Below are 16,446 nucleotides of genomic sequence, written 5' to 3' on the forward strand. Positions count from 1 at the left end.
GTCAGAGGATCTCCAGCACCCGTTCGGGCGGGCGCCCGATACGGGCGGCGGTGTCATGGATCAGGATCGGTCGCTCGATCAGCTTCGGAGTCCGGGCCAGATGGTCGAGGATTTCCTCGGCGCTGGCTGTTGCATCGAGGCTGTCCTTGGCCTCTTTCCAGCGGATCAGGGCGCGGGCGGGCTGGTCGAGCTTGTCCACAAGCGCCTCTAGTTCCGCCCGACTGGGCGGGTCGTTCAGATAGAGCCGCAGCTCGGGGGTGATCCCCCGCGCCTGTAACAGGGCCAATGTTTCACGTGATTTCGAGCAGCGCGGATTGTGCCACAAGATCAAAGCCATTGATCGCGCCCTTTGCCAACGGCATCGGAAATATGGGCATAGCCGTTTTCCGCAAGAAGCGCGTCCAGTTCATGGGCGATGCGGTCGGCCAGCGACAACCCGTGATAGACGAGCGCCGAATAGAGCTGCACCGCCGAGGCCCCTGCGAGAATCTTCTGATAGGCCTGCGCACCGGAGGAAATGCCGCCCACGCCGATCAATGGCAGCTGGCCTTCGGTCGCGCGGGAGAGTTTGGCCAGAACCCGCGTCGATTTCTCGAAAAGCGGCGCGCCGGACATGCCGCCTTTTTCCGCGGCATGGGCACTGTGCAGCCCGTCGCGCGACAGGGTTGTGTTGGTGGCGATGATCGCGTCGATACCGCTGTGGCGGGCCACCTGCGCGATGTCGATAATTTCGTCATCGGTCAGATCGGGCGCGATCTTGAGGAAGATCGGGATCGGGCGGGCCAATGTGTTACGGGTGCGGATCACATCCGCCAGAAGCGCGCCCAAGGCCTCGGGGCCCTGTAGGTCGCGCAGCTTTTCCGTATTGGGCGACGAGACATTGACGGTGGCAAAATCAAGCCACGGTCCGGCATGGGCCAGCACCTTGGCAAAATCCGCCGCGCGATCCACGCTGTCCTTATTGGCCCCCAGATTAAGCCCCACCGGAATGCCGGCAGGCCGTCCCGCAAGGCGGTGGGCGATGGGTTCCATGCCTTCGTTATTGAAGCCGAAGCGGTTGATGACGGCACGGTCCTCGGTCAGGCGGAACAGGCGCGGTTTGGGGTTTCCGGGCTGGGCGCGCGGCGTGGCGGCCCCGACTTCCAGAAAGCCGAACCCCGCCCGCATCAGCGGGGCGACCGCTTCGGCATTCTTGTCGAACCCTGCCGCCAGTCCGACCGGATTGGGCAGGGCAAGACCGGCGATTTCGGTGGCGATGCGCGGGCTTGTCCAGACGCCTTTCATCGGCACCAGACCAGCAGCCAGAGCGCGGATCGACAGACCATGCGCGCGTTCCGGATTGAAGTAATGCAGGGCGCGCAGGCCAAGGGACTCGATCAGGGGCATCACAGGGTCTCCGGAAAGATATGGCCCTCGGGGCCTTGGGGAAGCGGATGGGTGGCGTGGACCTCGTGCAGGGCCAGCGCGCGGTAGAGATGCGGGAAGAGCGCCCCGCCGCGCGAGACCTCCCATCTGAGCGCCGCACCCAACGCATCGGCGTCAACGCTGGCCAGCACCAGATCACCGGCACCGGCGAAGTGCTTTGCCGCGGTTTCGCGCATCTGCTCTGCCGTGGAAAAATGGATAAACCCGTCGGCCAGATCGACCGGCGCGCCCGATGTGGTGCCCTGCGCCTGAAGCGCCTGCCATTCGGCGGGGCGAAAGATCTTGTAAATCAGCATGGCGTTCACATGCCCAATGACGCGGAAATAATCAATCTCTTTCGGAAAAACCGAAAGAATCCGTCTTGCGGGCAGGGGCTGTCACACAGAGTTTTGACAGACTGGTCAAATTCTGGATCACTGGGACGCATCTGAGCGGAGGAATTTCATGACAACCCGAATTTCAAACGCCCCCTTGGCAGGGCTTGCGCTGGTGGCGGGGCTTTTTGCGGCGGATATGGCGCGTGCCGAGTTTACGCTGAATGTGCTGCATACCAATGATTTCCATGCGCGCTTCGAACCGATCAACAAATATGACGCGACCTGCTCTGCCGAGGAGGATGCCGAGGGGCAGTGTTTTGGTGGCTCGGCGCGGCTGGTCACGGCGGTCCGGCAGGCCCGCGCCAAGGCGGCGCATTCGATCCTGCTGGATGCCGGTGACCAGTTTCAGGGCTCGCTGTTTTACACCTATTACAAAGGGCGGGCGGCGGCTGAGTTCATGACCCTGTTGGGGTATCAGGCGATGACGGTGGGCAATCACGAATTCGATGACGGGCCCGAGACATTGCGCGCCTTTATCGACAGGCTCGATTTTCCGGTGCTGATGGCCAATGCCGACCTAACGCGGTCGCCGGATCTGTCGGGGGTGGTCAGGCGCTCGACGGTGCTGGAGGTCGGAGGGGAGAAAATCGGCATTATCGGCCTGACGCCGCAAGACAATGCCGAACTGTCGAGCCCCGGTCCGACGATCACCTTCCTTGATCCGGTGCCGGTCGTGAAGGCCGAACTGGCCAAATTGCAGGCCAGCGGCGTCAACAAGATCATCGTGCTGTCGCATTCGGGCTATGAGGTCGACCGGAAGATCGCGCAAGCCGTGCCGGATGTGGATGTGATCGTGGGGGGGCATAGCCATACGCTATTGGGCAATATGGCGGGGGCCAAGGGGCCGTATCCCACGATGATCGGCAAGACCGCGATCGTGCAGGCCTTCGCCTATAGCAAATATCTGGGTGATCTGGAGGTGACCTTTGACGATGCGGGCACTGTGCTGTCCGCCAAGGGGCAGCCGATTTTGCTGGATGCTTCGGTGCCCGAAGACGGGGCGGCCAAAGCCCGTATTGCCGAGCTTGCCAAACCCCTTGACGAGATCCGTAACAAGGTGGTGGCGCAGGCGCACGGAGCGATCGATGGCGCGCGCGAGATCTGTCGTTTCGAGGAGTGTCCGATGGGCGACCTGCTGGCCGATGCCATGCTGGCGCGAGTCAGGGATCAGGGCGTCGATATTGCCCTGACCAACGGGGGCGGGCTGCGGGCCTCGTTGCCTGCAGGGGATGTGACGATGGGCGATGTGCTGACGGTCCTGCCGTTCCAGAATACGCTCTCGACCTTCGAGACACAGGGGGCGGTGATTCTGGCGGCACTGGAAAACGGGGCCAGCCAGATGGAAGAGGGGGCGGGCCGGTTTGCGCAGGTTGCGGGGCTGACCTATCGGGTGACCCCCGGCGCAGCAGTTGGTGCGCGGATTTCCGATGTGATGGTCTCGCAGAACGGGGCATGGGTCCCGCTTGATCCGCAGGCGCGCTATGGTGTGGTCACCAACAACTATCTGCGGGCGGGCGGCGACGGCTATGCCATGTTCCAGACCGGTGCCGAGAATGCCTATGATTACGGGCCCGATCTGGCGGATGTGCTGGCCGAGTATATGACCGCGCGAACACCTGTTACGCCTTACACCGATAGCCGTATAACTGTTGTGAAATAAGTGCTTGCTTGGGGGCTGTCTGCGGCCCCCAGTCCAGACCGGAGGTCCCCCTTGTCCCGAGAGCCTATTCTGCCCGATCCTGCCGCCTTTTTGGTCCGCCTTTTCAAAACGGCGGTGGCGGCTGCCGATCCGATGATCTGTATTCCGCGCGCCTTGGGTCCGAAGCCCGAGGGGCGGGTGGTGGTTGTCGGGGCGGGAAAAGCCTCTGCCCGTATGGCGGAGGCGGTAGAATCGGTCTGGGGGCCGTGTGAGGGGCTGGTGATCACCCGCTACGGCTACGGGCGCCCGACCAAAGGGATCGAGATCGTCGAGGCCGCCCATCCCGTACCCGATCAGGCGGGGGTCACGGCCACGCGCCGGATGCTGGAGCTGCTTGCGGGGCTGGGGGCGCAGGACACGGTGATCGCGCTGATCTCCGGTGGTGGCTCGGCGCTTTTGTGTGCGCCTGCAGGAGACATCACCTTGGCCGAGAAACAGGCGGTCAATGCCATGTTGCTGGCATCGGGGGCGAGCATTGACCGGATGAATGTGCTGCGCAAACATCTGAGCGCGGTCAAGGGCGGGCAACTGGCGGCGGCGGCCTATCCGGCGCAGCTTCGGGCTTTGCTGATTTCGGATGTGCCCGGCGATGATCCGGCCTTTATCGCCTCTGGCCCGACCGTGGGCGATGCCACCCGTGCCGAAGAGGCGCTGTCCATTGCGCAGCAATTCGGGCTGGAGCTTCCGGCCTCGGTGCTTGCGGTCCTGCACGGGACGACGGGGATCGTGCCGCCGCAAGATCCCCGTCTGTCGCGGGCGCGGACCGAGGTGATTGCCGCCCCTGCACAATCGCTAGAGGCCGCTGCCGATCTGGCACGCCAGCAGGGGATGGAGGTACGCATTCTGGGCGAGGCGCTGGAAGGAGAGGCTCGTGAGCTGGCGGCTGCGCATGCGCGCCTTGCCTTGGAGATCGCGGCCAAAGAGGCGCGCTCGCGCCCTTTGTTGCTGCTATCGGGGGGCGAATGCACCGTGACGCAGCGTGGGGCGGCGGCGGAGGCGAAAGGAGGGCCGAATGCGGAATATGTGCTGGCCGCCTGCCAGACCCTCGCGGGGGCACCGCGCATCTGGGCGCTGGCTTGCGATACGGATGGGGTGGATGGCTCGGACGAGGTTGCAGGCGCATGGATCGGGCCGGAAACTGTGGGGCTGGCGCATCGTCTGGGTCTGTCCGCCTCCGAGGCGCTGGAGCAGCATGACAGTCACGGTTTCTTCGCGCGTTTGGGGCAGCAGGTGGTGCCCGGTCCGACATTGACCAATGTCAATGATTTCCGCGCCATCCTGATCCTTTAGTTGGAAAATTCGGAACAGCTTGCGCAGCGCCGCGTTGGTCGGGAAACCGATACCGGATAACGCAAGGAGAAAGCTATGATCGTCAAACGCGGCTCTGCCCATTGGGACGGCAGCATCAAAGAGGGGAAGGGCACCGTCTCGACCCAGTCGAAGGCGCTTGATGGCCAGCCCTATGGCTTCAATACCCGCTTCGAAGACAAGCCCGGCACCAATCCCGAAGAGCTGATCGGCGCGGCCCATGCGGCCTGTTTCTCGATGGCTTTGTCGGGGCAGTTGACGGGGGCCGGTATTACCGATGCGGTCATTGATACGACGGCAAAAATCTCGATGGAGAAAGACGGGGACGGCTTTAGCGTGACCTCTTCCGCGCTCAGTTGCACGGTGACGGCATCCGGCGAGGCCGAGACGATCCGCAAGGCGGCGGAAACGGCAAAGGCGAATTGTCCGATCTCGAAACTTCTGGATTGCGAGATCTCGTTGGATCTGACGGTCAACTAAGCTGCACGTGCTCTTCGCAGGGCAAGAGGGCTTGAGAGAGCCCTTGAGAAAATGAAAACGCCCGCCGGATACTGGCGGGCGTTTCCGATTGGCCTATCAGGCTTTTTTGCGACGGCGCAGGGCTGCGGCACCCGCGAAGGCGCCGGCCAGCAGCAGGCCGGTTGCCGGAAGCGGAACTGCCGGAACATCGAAATCTGCCGGAAGCTGGCTGAACAGGCCGATAGCACCCGCACCGGTCCCGTAGGGCGAGAGCGATGCCAGGCCGGTCACCGAATAGCTGCCTGCGTTCAGCAGGACGCCCAGCGAGGAGAAGTCTTCCGACAGCCATGCGGTGTCGTAATCGCCTTCCCACGCACCTTCGGTATCGACAGAGCTGGTGATCATGGAGAAGAGATTGTTCAGGGTGACCGTGAACACATCCCCAGGTTGGTAAGCGTCAGTCACCAGCAGCCAGGAAGAGCTGCTCAGGGTGAAGTCGTAGCTATCACTAAAGCTCGAGCCGGTCTCGCCGAATTCGAAGCTCGTCCAGCCCCCGTCCACGGTGAGCGTGGTCGCAGAAGCCGAACCTGCAGCGACGGTGAGCATAACTGCCGCTGCCGCGATTTTGTTTTTGATATTAAACATTTGTGGGTTCCGTCAAAAAGGGGAGTCGAAATGTCAGAAGGGAGTGGCCGCGAGCGGTTACCCTTGGTCAACATGACGTGAAAAGAGTTAACTTTACAAGCCCTAATTGTAAATTTTTTTGATAACTATGCTTACTTTAAGCAGAGTTGTCTGATGGGGGAAGGGGGCCGCCGGTTGTAATGCCGCGCCGCATGGCCGTTGCGCGTGCCTGCGCGATCCGCTCGTAAACAGGGGTCAATGCGGGGTCGGTGGTCTGGGGGAATTCGATGCCGGTCAGCACGAATCGGAACCGTGCAGAGCTCTCGGCCAAGGCCTCGATCCGGTCGATCATGATCAGACCGGAGCTGTTGACGAGATCTTCCACGGGGCCGGCGGCCAAGAGAACCGCCTCCATCGGGCTGGACAGGCGAGGCAAAGCGCAGGTGATGAATTCCCATGCCCAATCAGGCACTTCGGTGATGACATAGGCGCAGGCCTGCGCCCATGTCACGGGGCCATCCAGCGGCGCGCGCAGCCAGTGCGCCGCCAGATCGTCGAGTGTCACGGGGCCTGCGGGGCAGTCCGGATCGTCCTGAAACCGGCTCAGAAGGTCCGGCGGCAGGACGGTCGGGCCGGTCACTGCATCAGTTCCTTGGTGGCCGAGAGTGTAACCTCGGGATAGTCGCGCACCACGCGGTCGATGTCCCATTGCAAGCGCGTCAGGAAGACGGGATCGCCGTCATTATCGGTCGCCATATGTTGCTTGTTGGCATTGATCAGCTTTTCTTTCGCGTCGCCATTGCCCAGAACCCAGCGGGCCGAAGTGAATTGCGACGGCTCGAATCGCACCGGAATGCCGTATTCCAGTTCGATTCGGCTGGCCAGAACCTCGAATTGCAGCGCGCCCACAACGCCCACGATAAAGCCCGAGCCGATCATCGGCTTGAAGACTTTCGCAGCCCCTTCCTCGGCGAATTGCATCAGCGCCTTTTCAAGGTGCTTGCCCTTCATCGGGTCGGTGGCGCGGACCGCCTGCAGCAGTTCCGGCGCGAAGGACGGGATGCCGGTGATATGCAGCATCTCGCCTTCGGTCAGCGCATCCCCAATGCGCAACTGGCCGTGGTTCGGGATACCGATGATATCGCCGCCCCATGCCTCGTCCGCCAGTTCCCGGTCGGCGGCAAGGAACAGCACGGGGCTGGAGATCGCCATCGGCTTTTTCGAGCGCACATGCATCAGCTTCATACCGCGTTCGAAATGGCCCGAAATCAGGCGCACGAAGGCCACGCGGTCGCGGTGCTTGGGGTCCATATTGGCCTGCACCTTGAAAACAAAGCCCTGCACTTTCTTTTCGTCGGGCGCGATCTGGCGTTCGGCGGCATTGGCGGGCTGCGGCTCGGGGCCGTAATTGCCGATCCCGTCCATCAGCTCCTTCACCCCAAAGCTGTTGATCGCCGAGCCGAACCAGATGGGTGTCATATGGCCCTCGAGGAAGGACTGACGGTCGAAGGCGGGCAGAAGCTCGCGGGCCATCTCGACCTCTTCGCGCAGCTTGGCCAGCAGGTCTTCGGGAATATGCTCTTCAAGTTTGGGGTCATCGAGCCCCTCCAGCTTGATCGATTCCGCCACCTTGTTGCGGTCGGCACGGTCCATCAGTTCCAACCGGTCGTTGAGCATGTCATAGGCGCCAAGGAAATCGCGCCCGATGCCAATGGGCCACGAAGCCGGTGAGACGTCGATGGCAAGGTTTTCCTGAATCTCGTCGATGATCTCGAAGACATCGCGGGATTCGCGGTCCATCTTGTTACAGAAGGTCAGAATGGGCAGGTCGCGCAACCGGCAGACCTCGAAGAGCTTCTGGGTCTGGCTTTCCACCCCCTTCGCCCCGTCGATCACCATGATCGCCGCATCCACCGCCGTCAGCGTCCGGTAGGTGTCTTCCGAGAAATCCGAGTGGCCGGGCGTATCGACCAGATTATAGCGGAAGGTCTTGTAATCGAAGGACATTGCCGATGCCGAGACCGAGATCCCGCGGTCTTTTTCCATCTGCATGAAGTCCGAGCGCGTCCGGCGTGCCTCGCCCTTGGCGCGGACCTGTCCGGCCATCTGGATGGCGCCGCCGAAAAGCAGGAACTTTTCGGTGAGTGTGGTCTTGCCAGCGTCGGGGTGCGAAATGATCGCGAAGGTCCGGCGGCGGGCGATTTCAGGCGGGAGTTCGGGACGGTTGCTCATGGATCGCCTCATACAATGGCCCGTGCGACATGGCAATTATGAAGCGTGTCCCTTCCTGCCGGAACGCCTCGCAGCGCAGAGTTCGAAAGGTCTTTGACCTCTTGCATATTTTCGGTAACGTGCCCGTGATCGTTATTGGAGATTCTGCTGTGAAGAATGGTTTTGCATTGATTTGTGTGATTGGCCTTGTGGCCGGCTGCGGTGGCGGCAGCGGTGGCGGATCCGGCGCGTCGGGCACTCAGGCAATGGCGCTGAATGCAGCGGCGGCCGCTGAGCGCCTCGATGCGCTCGAGCAGACCGAAGGTCTGACCGATTACGACAATCTGCCGAGCTCGGGCCGCGCGACCTATAACGGCTATGGTGTTCTGGTGAATGACGCGGAAGAAAACGGGTTCATCGGCAAAGCGACGCTGACGGCGGATTTCGGTGATGACAGTCTGAGCGGACATGTGGAGCAGTTCGGATATGCCGAGGCGGCGGATGGTGCCACCAAGCTGTCTTCTGCCAGCGGTCGTCTGGATATCACCAACGGCACCATCACGGATCTGGCCGGAACGGCGCAGATTGACGCGGATGTCTCGGGCAATGTGACGGGAGGTGGCAAGACCGTGGTGGTGGACGGTCAGGCGACGGGGACCTTTGTCGGGGATGATTACGATGGCATCGGTCTGGCGGCCTCGCCCGACACGATGACCGCAACCGAAAACGGGGTGCAGAGCGATTACTATCTGGCGGTGATCGGCGAACGCTAAGACGGAACCGGAGGGCGGGTCATGATGTTTTGCCGCAAATGGAGGACATCATCATGGCCCAGTCTGGTCACCGAACCCCGCATCGGCGGACCCCCGGGAAAACCGCCAGCCAGAACAATCCCGCTTTGAAAGACGCGGACCTTTACGACACCCTGCGTAGCAAGGGGATGTCGAAGGAGAAGGCGGCGCGCATTTCCAATGCCCATGCCAATCCCCATCTGCATCCCTCCGAAAAGGGCGGCAAGGCCCCCCGTTACGAGGAATGGACCAAGCACGCGCTCTATCGTCATGCGCAGGAGATTGGGATCGACGGGCGGTCCGGCATGACAAAGCCACAGCTGATCAAGGCGCTCCGGCGCCATTGATCCCGTCTCTCAGCGGCGCTTGCTGAACAGCGTGTCGCGCCCGATACGCTCCAGCATCTCGCGGCCTGCCTCGGTGCCGAAATGCGGCTTATGTGCCAGATCCGGCATGCGGGCACGGATTTCGGCGGTCAGCTGTTCGGGCATTTGCGACAGGCTTGCCTCCGTCACCATCAGGCTTTCGATGGGGATGCCCTCGGCATAGATGATTTCGTGACGGTCGAAAATCAGCGCGTAATAATCGACATATCCGCCCTCGCGGCGCCAGACATGTTCGTCATCAACCAGATGCTTGGCCTGCACCAGCAACTCTGCCGTATGGCCGATGCGGGCGGGGCCGCGCCGATACAGGAACAGCCGGTGATGCGGGCTGACCACAAGGTCGCCCTCATTGCCCAATGTGCCACTGGAAATCACCACCGGCGCGAAGCTGCCGAAGGCGCGCATGGTGGATTTCGTGATCAGGCGCAGCGGCTGCGGGCCGTTATCGCGGGTCAGGATACGGTCGCCCGGTTGCAGGGTTTCGATAGGACGCTGCGCACCGCCTGCAATGGTGATCATGGTGCCGGTGGTAAAGGCCACGCAGATCAGGTCGGTCAGTCGTGCCGATCCGGGGTCTTCATGCGCTTCGAGCAAGGTATAATCGACCCGCGCGGCGATCGGGGACATCGGCAGCACAAACAGCGTGTCATCCGCACTATTGCGCAGCAACAGCATATCCACGCTATCGCCTTCGGGGGCCATCAGCACATGGCGCGAGACCACCTCGATCGGTTGGCCGCTCTGCCCGATATCCGACCCTTCCGCGATGCGCTGACTGTCCCCGTCGACCTCGAACATCAGCCGCAGCGGGCGGGCGTCGCGATCGAGTTGATAGACATCGCCGGGCACGCAGAAGGCGGCCAGATCCAACCCGTCGCCCTGATTGGCACCGGCGGTGACCCAGAACAGGTTGGCATCGAAAACATGGACAGTCTGCGTGGTTTGCAAGGTTGCTAGGCTCATGAGGACAGGACTATCGTGGCGTGAATATCTGGTATTAACCTATATTTCCTGACGATGGCTTAAGAAAGGCATGACTGTGTCAATCTTAGGCTTGCGACCCAAGAGCAGAGTGATAGCTGTTGGGATGATTGAAATTTAGGAGGGTCGCATGGATTTGGGTATTCGCGGAAAACGGGCCATTGTTTGTGCCGGATCTAAAGGTCTGGGGCGTGGCTGCGCCGAGGCACTGGCCGAGGCAGGGGTCGATCTGATCCTCAATGCGCGCTCGGCGGATGTTCTGGACGCGGCCGCACAGGAGATCGCCAAGACCTACGGTGTCAGCGTCACGCCGGTGGCCGCAGATATCACCACCGAGGAAGGCCGCGCCAAGGTGATGGCGGCGGCAGGCGAGGGGATCGACATTCTTGTCAATAATGCGGGCGGGCCGCCTCCGGGGCTGTGGTCTGACTGGAATCGCGATGATTTCATCAAGGCGCTTGATGCCAATATGCTGGCGCCGATTGCGATGATGCAGGCGGTGCTGCCCGCGATGATGGAACGCGGCTGGGGGCGTGTCGTCAATATCACCTCGCAATCCGTCCGTGCGCCGATTGCCCAGCTTGGCCTGTCGAACTCGGCCCGTTCGGGGCTGACGGGCTTTGTGGCGGGCACATCGCGGCAGGTTGCAGGCAGCGGTGTGACCATCAACAACATGCTGCCCGGCATCCATGCGACAGATCGCGCCGTGTCTTTGGACAGCAATGTGGTCAAGGCGGAAGGCATCAGCATGGAGGAAGCCAAAGCCCGCCGTGCCAAGACCATTCCGGCGGGCCGCTATGGCACAACGACCGAATTCGGGGCCATGTGCGCCTTCCTGTGTTCGCAGCATGCGGGGTTCATCGTCGGGCAGAATATCATGCTGGATGGCGGGGCCGCGAATATCTCGGTGTAATCCCCAAGACGGAAGGGGCGCGTATTGCGCCCTTTTCGCCGCAGGTGATGATTGGCAAAACGCCTGTTTTTCTCTAAGGACGGCGCAGTCGTTTTCCATCCGCCCCGCCGAGAACAGGACCGCCATGAGCCCCACCGCCCAGATCCCGCCGCGCCTAGAAGTTCAGGGGCTGTTTCGCAGCTTCGAGGGGCGTATGGCGGTGGAGGATGTGTCCTTCAGTATCCGCGCGGGGCAGGTGACCTGTCTGCTTGGCCCGTCTGGCTGCGGGAAGTCCACGACATTGCGGATGATCGCGGGCGTCGAGATGCAGGATCGTGGCCGGATTCTGGTGGATGGCACCCTGATCTGCGACACCGTGTTCCGCGTGCCGCCAGAGCGCCGCGCGATTGGCCTCATGTTTCAGGATTTCGCGCTTTTTCCGCATCTTTCTGTGGCAGAGAATGTCGCCTTCGGTCTTTCGGGGCCGTCACGGGTCAAGCGCCAGCGGGTCGAGGAATTGCTGGACCGTGTGCATCTGGCCCATCATATCGACGATTTTCCCCACCAGTTGTCGGGCGGCGAACAGCAGCGCGTGGCTCTGGCCCGCGCATTGGCGCCGCGCCCGCGTATCCTGTTGATGGACGAGCCTTTTTCGGGGCTGGATGAGCGTCTGCGTGACGATATCCGCGACGAGACGCTGGCGCTTCTGAAAGAGGAAGGTACCGCCGTTCTGCTGGTGACACACGAACCCCAAGAGGCCATGCGGATGGCCGACGAGATCCTGCTGATGCGCGGTGGGCGTATTGTTCAGGGGGGCGCGCCCTATAATCTGTATAACGCGCCTGTGGATCGCGCGGCGGCCAGTTTCTTCTCGGATATCAATGTGATCCGTGCACGTGTCGAAGGCGCGCTGACCCGCACGCCCTTCGGGGAATTTCTGGCGCCGGGACGCGCGGATGGCTCCGAGGTGGATATCGTGATCCGCCCGCAGCATCTGAAAATCGATTTCGACCGTGCAGGGCAGGGGCCTTTGCCGACGCCGCAAGATGGCACCGCCGCACGCGCCCTTGTCGAACGCGCCCGCTTCATGGGACGCGAGAGCCTTGTGGAATTCCGGATGGAATATGACGGTTCGGTATTGAAGGCGACGGTGCCCAATGTGTTCCTGCCGAAAGCGGGCACGCCGATGTGGCTGATGATCCGGCGCGACCGTTGCTTCGTGTTTCCGGTCACCTGACGTCCGGTTGCCCGCAGGCGTCTATGCCTTGGCGGCGTCGGGGGTGGGGGGCGCGGCCTTGCGCCGCCGTGGCAGGTCCTTGAGGATCTTCTGCCGTTCCATATGCGACATCGTTCCCCAGCGCGCGATCTCGTCGAGTGAGCGCAGACAGTCGAGGCAGGTCTGGCTGGCCGGATCGAAGGTACAGATATTGCGGCAGGGGCTTTTGATGCGGGCCATCAGGTGCTGCGGGTCAGATTGGCCAGACGGTCCAGCGCCCCCTGCAGAATGAAGCTCGCGGCCACATTGTCGATCCGCTCGGCGCGTTTGGCGCGCGACAGGTCGGCCTCCAGCATGGCGCGTTCTGCAGCGACGGTGGACAGGCGTTCGTCCCAGAAGCCGATGGGGAGGTCCTGCATCCGCGCGATATTGCGGGCAAAGGCGCGGGTCGATTGGGCGCGCGGTCCCTCCGAACCATCCATGTTCATCGGCAGGCCGAGGATGATCGCGCAGGTCTCGCGTTCGGCCACAATCCGGAAAAGAGCCTCGGCATCGGCGGTGAATTTGGTGCGCTTGATGGTCAGGATCGGGCTGGCCACCGAGCGCAGCATATCCGACCCCGCCACCCCGATGGTTTTGGTGCCCAGATCCAGCCCGAGGATCGAGCCCATACGAGGCAGGGCGGCGGCAAATTCGGTGATGTCTTCAAAAATCATTGCGCAAGCCCGATCTGTTTTGCGGTGGCGGTGATATGGGCAAGTGCGGCGGGATCATCGGCCAGCGCGGTCTGCGCCTTGGCGTAAAGATCTGCCGCGCGGTCGGTCTGGTTCAGGGTCATCAGGGCCCGCAGGCCACGGTCCCATTCGGACGCGTCTCCGCCTTCGGTCTCAAGCCGTTCCACCAGCCCGTCGACCATGCCCTGAATCATCTTCTGCCGGTCTTCCGGCGTCATATCCTGTGCATTCCTGACGTCTTCCGCGCTGGGGCCCTTCTGGCCCGCAGCCGCCACATCAAAGGGCCATTTGCCCTCGGCGGCCTGATCCAGCAGGGTCAGGGCCTCGGGGGCCTTGGCAAAGACGCCGCGCGCCTCCGAGAGGATGGCCGTCACCTGTTCGGACTGGTCCAGAAGCCGCAGGCCAGCCAGAAGCGTGGCCCAGTCTTCCGCGCTGCCGCCGCGATTGGCCAGTTGGGTCTGCAGGGCGTTCACCTTGTCGGACAGGGCGCTGGCGCGCTGGTCCTGTGGCAGCTTCTCGGCTGCGATCAGGTCCGCAAGGCTCGGACCGAGCGTGCCCAGTTCCGGAGGTTGGTAATCGGGCTGGCCTGCAAGCCATGCAACGGTCGGCATATTGTCCAGCACCGGCTGCACCCAGTCATCCTGCCGTGTGCTGTCGCGCAAAAGGGCATCCCAGATGCGGAAGGTCCGGTCGGGACGGCCATTCTGGGCCATCATCAGGCCGATGTAATAGCGTGCGCGCCCGTTGGATTTGTCAAGCGTTACGGCCTTGCCAAAGGCGGCTTCGGCTTCGGGCGTGACCAGACCGCCAGCCGCGATCACCCGGTATTCGCCCAGACTGGCCGCATCCTCTGCGGTCGCCTTGTCCCCCAGAACGGCAATCAGTTTTTCCTGTGCCGCCACTCCGGCATGCAGATTGCCGACATTGATTTCGTTGCGCGCCAGAAGCCGCAGCCCTGCCGGATCATTGGGACGGGCTGCCACGGCATCGCGGAGCCTGTCCATCAATGCGGAAAATTGCGCATCGACCTGAGGCTTGCGGTATTTTTTGGCGAAATCGGCCTCTGCCTGATCCTGATGCGGGCGGCCCAGATAGCTTTGATCCGCCAAGGCCAGCCGCGCATTGATCGGCTGGTCCGCATAGCCATCCGCGCCCAGATCCAGATACAGCCCCGCCGCGCCGCCAAGGCAGGCCAGAATCACCACGCTGATCGCCAGTCGCGCTGCTTTGGGCGCGCGGGGCGGGGCTGATGCGGCCCGTGCGGCACGGTCGGCCTCTAGCAGCTTGCGCGAGATTTCGATCCGTGCCCGTTCGGCCTCGTCAGGAGAAAGGATGCCGCGGGCCAGATCGCGGTCGACCTCGGCCAACTGGTCCCGATAGACCTGCATATCATGGCGCTCGGTGGTGTCGCTTTCATCCGCTTCGTCGCGCTGACGCCACAGCGGGAGCAGAAAGATCAGCGCGACAAGCACCAAAATGACGGCGATTAGAATCCAGAACAGCATCTATACTTCCCCTTGCCCGTCTTCCCTTAGGCAAAACCGGTGCTCTACGGAAGCTTTATCCTGAATTTGGCACGAAAGTGACCCCCAATAACGTCCTAGTCGCGCGGCGAATGGCACAGATGCCCCCTGAAAACGCGTCATTTTAAACGCGTGTCGCATTTAGACGAAAAATGCCGCGACTGGGAGGCTTTCCTCGGGCCTGCGGGTCCATCAAAAAGGGGAAGGCGGGCGGTGACCCGTGTTGAACGATTTCAGGACAGGAGAGCCGGGGCATGCGGAAATATTCCATCTTTGCCGTTGCGCGCGAGGCGATGCGTTATCACGCCGGATGGGAAAAAGCCTGGCGCAGCCCAGAGCCCAAGCGCAAATACAAGGTCATCGTGATCGGCGCGGGCGGGCATGGTCTGGCGACCGCCTATTACTTGGGCAAGGTTCATGGCATCAAGGATGTCGCGATCATCGAGAAAGGCTGGCTTGGCGGCGGCAACACGGGCCGGAACACCACGATCATCCGTTCAAACTACCTGCAGGACCCTTCGGCGGGTATTTTCGACAAGGCGCTCCAGCTTTACGAGGGTCTGAGCCAGGACCTGAACTACAACATCATGTTCTCGCCGCGCGGCCTTCTGATGCTGGCGCAATCCGAGCATGAGATGCGCGGCTACAAGCGCACCGTCTATGCCAACCAGCTACAGGGCATCGAGACCAAATGGATCGGCCGCGAAGAGGTCAAAAGCCTTGTGCCGATTCTCAATATCGACGGGCCGCGCTATCCGGTTCTGGGCGCGCTGTACCAGGAACGCGGTGGCACCGCGCGCCACGATGCGGTGGCATGGGGTCTGGCCCGCGCATGTTCCAATATGGGCATGGACATCATCCAGAAATGCGAAGTCACCGGCATCCGCACCGAGAACGGTGAGGTGCGTGGCATCGACACCACCAAGGGCGCGATTGATTGCGAGAAGCTGTCGATTGTCACCGCAGGGCATGCGGGCACCGTCGCCAATATGGCGGGCTTCCGTCTGCCGCTGGAATCTGTGGCGCTTCAGGCTTGGGTGTCCGAACCCGTCAAGCCCTGTATCGATGTGGTCGTGATGGCGAACCTCGTGCACTGCTATATCAGCCAGTCCGATAAGGGCGAGCTGGTGCTGGGCGGCGGTATCGACCACCCCAACAACTATTCCCAGCGCGGGTCGTGGTACACGATCGAGGAAACCGTGCGTTCGCTCGTCGAGACCTATCCGATCATCTCGCGTCTGAAGATGCTGCGCCAATGGGGCGGGATTGTGGATATCACGGGCGACCACTCACCGATCCTGTCGAAAACGCCGGTCAAGAATATCTTCGTCAACTGCGGCTGGGGCACCGGTGGCTTCAAGGCCATTCCGGGGTCTGGCTGGGCGATGGCCGAGCTGATCGCCAAGGGCGAGCCGGGGCCGTTGGCCAAGGGCTTCGGCCTTGACCGTTTCACCGAAGGCCGCTTCGTCGATGAATCCGTGGCCGCAGGGGTGGCACACTGATGGGCGCGGTTTCGGTCAGGGCGGGGCATCTGCCCGCCACGGCAGAAAAACACATATTCGGGCGGAACCTTTCCGCTCACGGCTCTGTTACGCCTCTGAACATGCTTCAGAAGGAATACGACACATGTCCGAAGGTAACGGTAGCGGCAACACCAAGAGCTTCCTCATCGGGGCGCTCATCGTCATCGTCGCGGGTCTTGGCTGGTATATCTGGTCGGGCGGCGATGTCCCGCAAAAGGATGAGCCCGAGATCCAGATCGATCTGCCGGGTGACAATAACAACTAACGGGCGCAGCCCCCAAGCGCGCCCCCGTCTTC

19 protein-coding genes are annotated in these 16,446 nt (G+C 62.2%); 9 read left to right on the top strand and 10 right to left on the bottom strand.

The window, feature by feature from the left end; genetic code table 11:
* Position 1 precedes the first annotated feature (1 nt).
* The 3 genes from arsC to RPE78_RS10510 are packed head-to-tail and all read right to left on the bottom strand — an operon-like array spanning position 2 to position 1,721.
* Positions 2 to 337 (bottom strand): arsenate reductase (glutaredoxin), encoded by a 336-nt coding sequence (arsC, locus tag RPE78_RS10500; protein ID WP_406720515.1) that lies wholly within the window; start codon positions 335 to 337, stop codon positions 2 to 4.
* Positions 328 to 1,386 (bottom strand): quinone-dependent dihydroorotate dehydrogenase, encoded by a 1,059-nt coding sequence (locus RPE78_RS10505; protein WP_339109425.1) that lies wholly within the window; start codon positions 1,384 to 1,386, stop codon positions 328 to 330. The genes arsC and RPE78_RS10505 overlap by 10 nt, the downstream gene beginning before the upstream one ends.
* Positions 1,386 to 1,721, bottom strand: a complete 336-nt coding sequence (locus tag RPE78_RS10510) for a DUF952 domain-containing protein (RefSeq protein ID WP_339109426.1) — start codon at positions 1,719 to 1,721, stop codon at positions 1,386 to 1,388. The genes RPE78_RS10505 and RPE78_RS10510 overlap by 1 nt, the downstream gene beginning before the upstream one ends.
* Positions 1,722 to 1,869: 148 nt before the next feature.
* Between RPE78_RS10510 and RPE78_RS10515 the strand changes: the two genes are divergently transcribed.
* From RPE78_RS10515 to RPE78_RS10525, 3 genes are all read left to right on the top strand, one after another.
* Entirely contained in the window at positions 1,870 to 3,462 is a 1,593-nt protein-coding gene (locus RPE78_RS10515) for a bifunctional metallophosphatase/5'-nucleotidase (protein ID WP_406720516.1), read from the top strand.
* Between the two features lie 51 nt (positions 3,463 to 3,513).
* Positions 3,514 to 4,791 carry a glycerate kinase gene (locus tag RPE78_RS10520; protein WP_406720517.1) on the top strand — a complete coding sequence of 426 codons (1,278 nt, stop codon included), beginning with the start codon at positions 3,514 to 3,516 and terminating at the stop codon, positions 4,789 to 4,791.
* A 75-nt stretch (positions 4,792 to 4,866) separates the two neighbouring features.
* Entirely contained in the window at positions 4,867 to 5,289 is a 423-nt protein-coding gene (locus tag RPE78_RS10525; protein WP_406720518.1) for an OsmC family protein, read from the top strand.
* 96 nt (positions 5,290 to 5,385) lie between these two features.
* On the opposite strand, the gene RPE78_RS10530 is transcribed toward RPE78_RS10525, so the two are convergent.
* The 3 genes from RPE78_RS10530 to RPE78_RS10540 all read right to left on the bottom strand — a co-directional run bounded on the left by RPE78_RS10530 (position 5,386) and on the right by RPE78_RS10540 (position 8,124).
* Positions 5,386 to 5,913 (bottom strand): VPLPA-CTERM sorting domain-containing protein, encoded by a 528-nt coding sequence (locus RPE78_RS10530; RefSeq protein ID WP_339109430.1) that lies wholly within the window; start codon positions 5,911 to 5,913, stop codon positions 5,386 to 5,388.
* Positions 5,914 to 6,049: 136 nt separating this feature from the next.
* A complete protein-coding gene (locus tag RPE78_RS10535) occupies positions 6,050 to 6,532 on the bottom strand; it encodes a DUF6869 domain-containing protein (protein ID WP_339109431.1) in 483 nt (160 codons plus the stop codon).
* Entirely contained in the window at positions 6,529 to 8,124 is a 1,596-nt protein-coding gene (locus RPE78_RS10540; RefSeq protein ID WP_339109432.1) for a peptide chain release factor 3, read from the bottom strand. The genes RPE78_RS10535 and RPE78_RS10540 overlap by 4 nt, the downstream gene beginning before the upstream one ends.
* Positions 8,125 to 8,273: 149 nt before the next feature.
* On the opposite strand from RPE78_RS10540, the gene RPE78_RS10545 reads away from it, so the two are divergent.
* Both RPE78_RS10545 and RPE78_RS10550 read left to right on the top strand, forming a co-directional pair.
* Positions 8,274 to 8,876 (top strand): hypothetical protein, encoded by a 603-nt coding sequence (locus RPE78_RS10545; RefSeq protein WP_406720519.1) that lies wholly within the window; start codon positions 8,274 to 8,276, stop codon positions 8,874 to 8,876.
* A gap of 53 nt (positions 8,877 to 8,929) precedes the next feature.
* A complete protein-coding gene (locus RPE78_RS10550) occupies positions 8,930 to 9,241 on the top strand; it encodes a Rho termination factor (protein WP_406720520.1) in 312 nt (103 codons plus the stop codon).
* A 9-nt stretch (positions 9,242 to 9,250) separates the two neighbouring features.
* Here the strand turns inward: RPE78_RS10550 and RPE78_RS10555 are convergent, their stop codons facing one another.
* Complete coding sequence (locus RPE78_RS10555; RefSeq protein WP_339109435.1) at positions 9,251 to 10,243, bottom strand: Hint domain-containing protein; 993 nt, start codon at positions 10,241 to 10,243, stop codon at positions 9,251 to 9,253.
* A 148-nt stretch (positions 10,244 to 10,391) separates the two neighbouring features.
* Between RPE78_RS10555 and RPE78_RS10560 the strand changes: the two genes are divergently transcribed.
* Both RPE78_RS10560 and RPE78_RS10565 read left to right on the top strand, forming a co-directional pair.
* A complete protein-coding gene (locus RPE78_RS10560) occupies positions 10,392 to 11,174 on the top strand; it encodes an SDR family oxidoreductase (protein WP_339109436.1) in 783 nt (260 codons plus the stop codon).
* A 124-nt stretch (positions 11,175 to 11,298) separates the two neighbouring features.
* Positions 11,299 to 12,390, top strand: coding sequence for an ABC transporter ATP-binding protein (locus RPE78_RS10565; protein ID WP_406720521.1), 1,092 nt, complete (start codon positions 11,299 to 11,301; stop codon positions 12,388 to 12,390).
* Between the two features lie 21 nt (positions 12,391 to 12,411).
* On the opposite strand, the gene RPE78_RS10570 is transcribed toward RPE78_RS10565, so the two are convergent.
* The 3 genes from RPE78_RS10570 to ccmI are packed head-to-tail and all read right to left on the bottom strand — an operon-like array spanning position 12,412 to position 14,608.
* Complete coding sequence (locus tag RPE78_RS10570) at positions 12,412 to 12,609, bottom strand: DUF1289 domain-containing protein (RefSeq protein WP_339109438.1); 198 nt, start codon at positions 12,607 to 12,609, stop codon at positions 12,412 to 12,414.
* Positions 12,609 to 13,085, bottom strand: a complete 477-nt coding sequence (gene ruvX, locus RPE78_RS10575) for a Holliday junction resolvase RuvX (RefSeq protein ID WP_339109439.1) — start codon at positions 13,083 to 13,085, stop codon at positions 12,609 to 12,611. The genes RPE78_RS10570 and ruvX overlap by 1 nt, the downstream gene beginning before the upstream one ends.
* On the bottom strand, positions 13,082 to 14,608 hold the full coding sequence (gene ccmI / locus RPE78_RS10580) for a c-type cytochrome biogenesis protein CcmI (protein WP_406720522.1): 1,527 nt from the start codon (positions 14,606 to 14,608) through the stop codon (positions 13,082 to 13,084). Before ccmI ends, ruvX begins: the two co-directional genes overlap by 4 nt.
* A gap of 272 nt (positions 14,609 to 14,880) precedes the next feature.
* On the opposite strand from ccmI, the gene RPE78_RS10585 reads away from it, so the two are divergent.
* Together RPE78_RS10585 and RPE78_RS10590 are read left to right on the top strand one after the other, a co-directional pair.
* Positions 14,881 to 16,128 (top strand): sarcosine oxidase subunit beta family protein, encoded by a 1,248-nt coding sequence (locus RPE78_RS10585; protein WP_339109441.1) that lies wholly within the window; start codon positions 14,881 to 14,883, stop codon positions 16,126 to 16,128.
* Positions 16,129 to 16,252: 124 nt separating this feature from the next.
* On the top strand, positions 16,253 to 16,414 hold the full coding sequence (locus RPE78_RS10590; RefSeq protein ID WP_339106941.1) for a DUF1071 domain-containing protein: 162 nt from the start codon (positions 16,253 to 16,255) through the stop codon (positions 16,412 to 16,414).
* The last annotated feature ends 32 nt before the right edge of the window (positions 16,415 to 16,446 follow it).

It is taken from the genome of Thioclava litoralis (assembly GCF_045278885.1).
Classification (GTDB): Bacteria; Pseudomonadota; Alphaproteobacteria; order Rhodobacterales; family Rhodobacteraceae; genus Thioclava; species Thioclava litoralis.

Coding starts and splice junctions, on each gene's coding strand:
- arsC (WP_406720515.1), bottom strand. CDS start 337: ATGGCTTTGATCTTGTGGCACAATCCGCGCTGCTCGAAATCACGTGAA.
- RPE78_RS10505 (WP_339109425.1), bottom strand. CDS start 1,386: ATGCCCCTGATCGAGTCCCTTGGCCTGCGCGCCCTGCATTACTTCAAT.
- RPE78_RS10510 (WP_339109426.1), bottom strand. CDS start 1,721: ATGCTGATTTACAAGATCTTTCGCCCCGCCGAATGGCAGGCGCTTCAG.
- RPE78_RS10515 (WP_406720516.1), top strand. CDS start 1,870: ATGACAACCCGAATTTCAAACGCCCCCTTGGCAGGGCTTGCGCTGGTG.
- RPE78_RS10525 (WP_406720518.1), top strand. CDS start 4,867: ATGATCGTCAAACGCGGCTCTGCCCATTGGGACGGCAGCATCAAAGAG.
- RPE78_RS10530 (WP_339109430.1), bottom strand. CDS start 5,913: ATGTTTAATATCAAAAACAAAATCGCGGCAGCGGCAGTTATGCTCACC.
- RPE78_RS10540 (WP_339109432.1), bottom strand. CDS start 8,124: ATGAGCAACCGTCCCGAACTCCCGCCTGAAATCGCCCGCCGCCGGACC.
- RPE78_RS10550 (WP_406720520.1), top strand. CDS start 8,930: ATGGCCCAGTCTGGTCACCGAACCCCGCATCGGCGGACCCCCGGGAAA.
- RPE78_RS10555 (WP_339109435.1), bottom strand. CDS start 10,243: ATGAGCCTAGCAACCTTGCAAACCACGCAGACTGTCCATGTTTTCGAT.
- RPE78_RS10560 (WP_339109436.1), top strand. CDS start 10,392: ATGGATTTGGGTATTCGCGGAAAACGGGCCATTGTTTGTGCCGGATCT.
- RPE78_RS10565 (WP_406720521.1), top strand. CDS start 11,299: ATGAGCCCCACCGCCCAGATCCCGCCGCGCCTAGAAGTTCAGGGGCTG.
- RPE78_RS10570 (WP_339109438.1), bottom strand. CDS start 12,609: ATGGCCCGCATCAAAAGCCCCTGCCGCAATATCTGTACCTTCGATCCG.
- ruvX (WP_339109439.1), bottom strand. CDS start 13,085: ATGATTTTTGAAGACATCACCGAATTTGCCGCCGCCCTGCCTCGTATG.
- ccmI (WP_406720522.1), bottom strand. CDS start 14,608: ATGCTGTTCTGGATTCTAATCGCCGTCATTTTGGTGCTTGTCGCGCTG.
- RPE78_RS10585 (WP_339109441.1), top strand. CDS start 14,881: ATGCGGAAATATTCCATCTTTGCCGTTGCGCGCGAGGCGATGCGTTAT.
- RPE78_RS10590 (WP_339106941.1), top strand. CDS start 16,253: ATGTCCGAAGGTAACGGTAGCGGCAACACCAAGAGCTTCCTCATCGGG.